Source organism: Martinezella lusitana, from assembly GCF_900094565.1.
GTDB lineage: Bacteria > Pseudomonadota > Alphaproteobacteria > Rhizobiales > Rhizobiaceae > Rhizobium > Rhizobium lusitanum.
Map to the genome: position 1 here is coordinate 1 of NZ_FMAF01000069.1, position 4,647 is coordinate 4,647.

Below are 4,647 nucleotides of genomic sequence, written 5' to 3' on the forward strand. Positions count from 1 at the left end.
GTAAGCTTCTGATATTGCGTTGAGAATACGCTCCCAGTGCCCAGCATGGCGCCACCGGTTGAAGCGATTTACGCAGGTGGTATAGGGACCATATCGAGCCGGGATATCCGCCCAGGGCGCACCCGTTCTCAGTCGCCAGAAGATACCATTCAGCACCCGCCGATCATCAACCCTCGCCTTGCCGCGTACCTTCGTTGGAAGAAGCGGTTCAATCACCGACCATTCGAAATCCGTCAAATCAAAGCGAGCCATCACTGCCTCCAAATCAACGGAAGCAGTGAATCACAATCCATTAAAAACAAAAACTATTTTATGGGTATGTGACCTAGGCGAAAAGCGTGTAGCAATCGTGCCAGCCCTTACTACCCGTCTCGAGCGGCTGGGTGCAGCCCTGACTCTGGAGGCGAATGCTGGACTGGCGGCCACGTTTGCCGATACCGCCTATCGAGACGCCAGGATCGAAAACGACCCGAAAACCGTCGTGTCCGATGCTGATATCGTGCTCGCAGTTCAGCCGCCGCCAGCAGATCTAGTCAAGGCAATGAAGCCAGGAAGCGTGCTGATCTCACTCCTTTACGGCAACAGCAATCTGGACACTGTTGCAGCCCTCAAGGACCGAAAGGTGACAGCCTTTGCGATGGAGCAGATCCCGCGCATCAGCAGGGCCCAGTCGATGGATGTCCTTTCCAGCCAGGCAGCTCTTGCTGGCTATTATGCGCCTCTGCTCGGTGCAGTTCACATGCCGCGCATCCTGCCGATGATGACAACTGCGGTAGGTTCGCTACGGGCCGCGAAGGTTCTGGTGATGGGACTTGGCGTCGCCGGGCTTTCGGCCCTCGCCACCGCTCACCGGCTGGGCGCAATCATGGAAGGCTATGATGTCCGTCCCGAGACACGCGAGCAGGCCGAGTCGCTGGGTGCCAAATTCGTCGATACCGGTGTCGACGCACGCGGCGAAGGCGGTTATGCGCGCGAACTGACGGCCGACGAAAAAGCCAAGGTCGAGCAGACACTCACCCGGCATATCGCCGAAGCGGACATGATCATTACGACGGCCTCCGTACCTGGCCGCCCAGCCCCGAAGCTGATTTCTTCAGCCCAAGTCGCGGCCATGAAACCCGGCGCCGTGATTGTGGATCTCGGGGCGGAAAGCGGCGGCAATTGTGAGATGACCAAGCCCGGTGACACGGTGAATGTCGGAGCGGTTACCATCCTTGGCCCGCTCAATGTACCTTCGGCACTCGCCCAGCACGCCAGCGACCTCTATGCAAAAAACATCCTCAATCTTCTTGACCTCCTCATCAAGGATGGCGCGATCCATCTCGATTTCGAGGACGAAGTCGTCGCCGGTACGGTGGCTACGCACGACGGAAAGATCCGAAACGAAGCGCTTCGCCAGATCATCGAGACCGCATTTCACTCAAACCATGAGGTCGCATGATGACGCTCGACACACCCATGACGTGGCTTATCGCCCTGTATATTTTCATGCTGGCAGCCTTCACCGGCTATGAGGTCATCAGTCGGGTGCCCTCGATCCTGCACACGCCACTGATGTCAGGTTCGAACTTCATCCACGGCATCGTGGTCGTCGGCGCTCTCCACACGCTGCTGAACGCCACCACACTGTTCGCCCAGATCGTCGGCTTCGTCGCCGTGGCACTCGGGGCCGCAAACGCCTCCGGGGGCTACGTGGTGACCGACCGGATGCTCTCAATGTTCAAGTCGAGCGGCGGTAAGGAGAAGTAGGATGATCGCACAGCATTTCGTCAGCCTGAGCGGTCTTTTCGCCGCCGCTCTCTTCATCTTCGGGTTGAAGCGGATGGCCTCGCCGGTTACGGCTCTGTCGGGCATCATGACTGCCGGTGCCGGTATGATCGTTGCCGTCATCGCGAGCTTCCTGGTGCTCTTCGAGCTTGATGGAACTGTCCGGTCTCACCTGACGACCAATCTCGGTCTTGCGATCGCCGCGCTGCTTGCCGGTGGCGGATGGGCTTGGTGGCGCGGCGCGAGGGTCGAGATGACTGCCATGCCGCAGATGGTCGCATTGTATAACGGTATGGGTGGCGGGGCTGCAGCCGCGATCGCCGCTGTCGAACTTTCTGGTGGAAGAGCCTCAGGCACGTTGCTGCTTGCCGTCACTATCATCGGTGCGTTGATCGGTTCGATTTCCCTGACGGGCTCTTTCATCGCGTGGGCGAAGCTCGACAGCAGGATCAAAAAACCGTGGCGCTTTTCCGGTCAGCGGCTCGTAAACGGCCTGATCTTTCTCGCAACGCTTCTCGTCGGATTGGGCGTCATTCTTCTCTATGGCTCTCCAGCGGACACCGTGCTGGCGGTTCTGTTCTTTGTCGGAGCCCTGGCCTTTGGTGTGTTGATGACGCTCCCGATCGGCGGGGCCGACATGCCCGTCGTCATCTCGCTCTATAATGCCTTCACCGGTCTTGCCGTCGGCCTGGAAGGGTTCGCGCTGCAAAACCCCGCCCTGATGATCGCGGGCATGGTCGTCGGCTCGGCGGGCACGCTTTTGACGTTGCTTATGGCGAAGGCGATGAACCGATCGCTGGCAAACGTGTTGTTTTCCAACTTTGGGGACACAACTGCTTCTGGCGGGGCCGAAGTCCACGGACAGATGAAATCCGCCGACGCGGCCGACGCGGCGGTCAACATGCGCTACGCCTCGAGCGTCATCATTATCCCTGGCTACGGTCTCGCCGTCGCTCAAGCGCAACAGAAGCTCTACGAGTTCGTCAAAATCCTGCTGGCCGCCGGCGTCGAGGTCAAATTCGCCATCCATCCGGTGGCGGGCCGCATGCCAGGTCACATGAACGTGCTGCTCGCAGAAGCAGGCGTTCCCTACGACATCATCTTCGATATGGATGACATCAACGCAGACTTCCCAAACACCGATGTCGCCCTGGTAATCGGCGCCAATGACGTGGTGAACCCTGCGGCGCGCACCGATAAATCCTCGCCGATCTATGGGATGCCGATCCTGGACGCCGACAAAGCCCATCAAGTTTATGTGGTCAAGCGCGGACAGGGCAAGGGCTATTCGGGCGTCGAGAACCTGCTCTTCTTCGAAGACAACTGCTCGATGGTCTACGGCGACGCCCAAGCCGTGCTCAGCCAAATGGTTCAATCCGTGAAAGATCTGGCCGCCGCAGCCTGAAGTGGCCCAAGGCAATCTACATTCAAAGGAGAATGACAAATGGCTTACCAGACGATCAATCCCTACAGCAGCGAGACACTCGCCAATTTTCCAGACGCGACCGACGCCGAAGTTCGTACGGCAATCGTCGGCGCACATGAGGCGTTTCTCGGGTGGCGCAACACTTCTTTCGCCGAACGTGGACAGATCCTACAGAAGGCGGCGGACATCCTGCGCCGTGATAGCGATGCCTATGCTAAGCTGCTGACGCTTGAAATGGGCAAGCTGTTCTCCGAAGCTAAGGCGGAAGTCGAGCTGTCGGCAAAAATCTTCGAATATTATGTCCGCCATGCCGAGGCGTTGCTCAAGCCCGAAAAGCTGCCGGTTCTGGATCCTGCCGAGGGCGACGCCGTGCTCGTTCACGAACCGCTCGGTGTCCTGCTGGCCATCGAACCTTGGAACTTCCCATACTACCAGATCGCACGTATCTTGGCGCCGCAGCTCGCTGCAGGCAATACGCTCCTCCTCAAACACGCATCGAACGTTCCGCAATGCGCTGCTGCGTTCGAGAAACTGATGGCCGAATCCGGCCTGCCCAAAGGGGCGTTCAAGAACCTCTACGCAACGCGTTCGCAAATCGAGCTGATCCTCAACGACGACCGGGTCCATGGTGTCGCCCTGACTGGCTCGGAAAGCGCTGGCGCGGTTGTTGCGGCTCAGGCTGGCAAAGCGCTTAAAAAGTCCACAATGGAGCTCGGCGGTGCGGATGCCTTCGTTGTGCTGGCTGATGCAGACCTTGAAAAGACCACCAAATGGGCCGTGTTCGGGCGCCATTGGAACGGCGGTCAGGTCTGTGTTTCGTCAAAGCGGATGATCATCGTCGACCCTGTCTATGACGCATTTCTTGATGGCTATCGCAAGGGCGTGGCTGGTCTAGTCGCGGGCGATCCCTTTGATCCGAAGACCACGCTGGCGCCATTGTCTTCGAAGGGTGCGGCCGACGAGGTGAAGGACAAGATTCGCGAAGCGGTCAAGCTTGGAGCCAAAGCCGAGGAAGTCGGGCCGCCGGTGCCCAATCGCGGCGCCTTCGTCCAGCCGACGATCCTGACTGACGTCGGAGAAGACAATCCGGCGCGCTATTGGGAATTCTTCGGTCCGGTTTCGATGCTCTTTAGGTTCCAAACCCAATCATGCATTTGATTTTGCTTGAACTGTATGATTCAATCTGGATATTTGAAGGAGATTGGCTCATGGCAGGAGAATTCTGGCTTGATGATCAGCAATGGGCAGCGATTGAACCGCTGCTTCCAACCAATCAGCCTGGAGCACATCGTACCGACGACCGCCGCGTGATCAGTGGTATCATTCATGTGTTGAAATCCGGCTGCCGCTGGCAGGACTGCCCGCCCTGCTACGGCCCGGCGACGACGATCTACAACCGGTTTCATCGATGGTCAGCGCGGGGCGTCTGGCGTCACCTGTTCGAGGCTTTGGTC

The 4,647-nt window shown here is 58.6% G+C and carries 5 protein-coding genes and 1 pseudogene; 5 read left to right on the plus strand and 1 reads right to left on the minus strand.

What is annotated here, in order from left to right; translation table 11 throughout:
• Positions 1 to 252 (minus strand): transposase (locus tag GA0061101_RS38315; RefSeq protein WP_141694196.1); only part of this gene is annotated, 252 nt, incomplete at its 3' end.
• A gap of 25 nt (positions 253 to 277) precedes the next feature.
• On the opposite strand from GA0061101_RS38315, the gene GA0061101_RS38320 reads away from it, so the two are divergent.
• From GA0061101_RS38320 to GA0061101_RS38340, 5 genes and pseudogenes are all read left to right on the plus strand, one after another.
• Entirely contained in the window at positions 278 to 1,441 is a 1,164-nt protein-coding gene (locus GA0061101_RS38320) for an NAD(P) transhydrogenase subunit alpha (protein WP_280951460.1), read from the plus strand.
• A complete protein-coding gene (locus GA0061101_RS38325) occupies positions 1,438 to 1,749 on the plus strand; it encodes an NAD(P) transhydrogenase subunit alpha part 2 (protein ID WP_245297675.1) in 312 nt (103 codons plus the stop codon). Before GA0061101_RS38320 ends, GA0061101_RS38325 begins: the two co-directional genes overlap by 4 nt.
• 1 nt (position 1,750) lies before the next feature.
• Positions 1,751 to 3,172 (plus strand): NAD(P)(+) transhydrogenase (Re/Si-specific) subunit beta, encoded by a 1,422-nt coding sequence (locus tag GA0061101_RS38330; protein ID WP_092577796.1) that lies wholly within the window; start codon positions 1,751 to 1,753, stop codon positions 3,170 to 3,172.
• Positions 3,173 to 3,211: 39 nt separating this feature from the next.
• Positions 3,212 to 4,327 (plus strand): annotated as a pseudogene (locus GA0061101_RS38335) (aldehyde dehydrogenase family protein); the annotation flags it as partial.
• A 74-nt stretch (positions 4,328 to 4,401) separates the two neighbouring features.
• Positions 4,402 to 4,647, plus strand: a 246-nt coding sequence (locus GA0061101_RS38340) for a transposase (RefSeq protein WP_141694126.1), incomplete at its 3' end; no start/stop codon positions are given.

What these genes read in the sequence shown, in the direction of transcription:
- GA0061101_RS38325 (WP_245297675.1), top strand. Translation starts at nt 1,438, where the DNA reads ATGATGACGCTCGACACACCCATGACGTGGCTTATCGCCCTGTATATT.
- GA0061101_RS38330 (WP_092577796.1), top strand. Translation starts at nt 1,751, where the DNA reads ATGATCGCACAGCATTTCGTCAGCCTGAGCGGTCTTTTCGCCGCCGCT.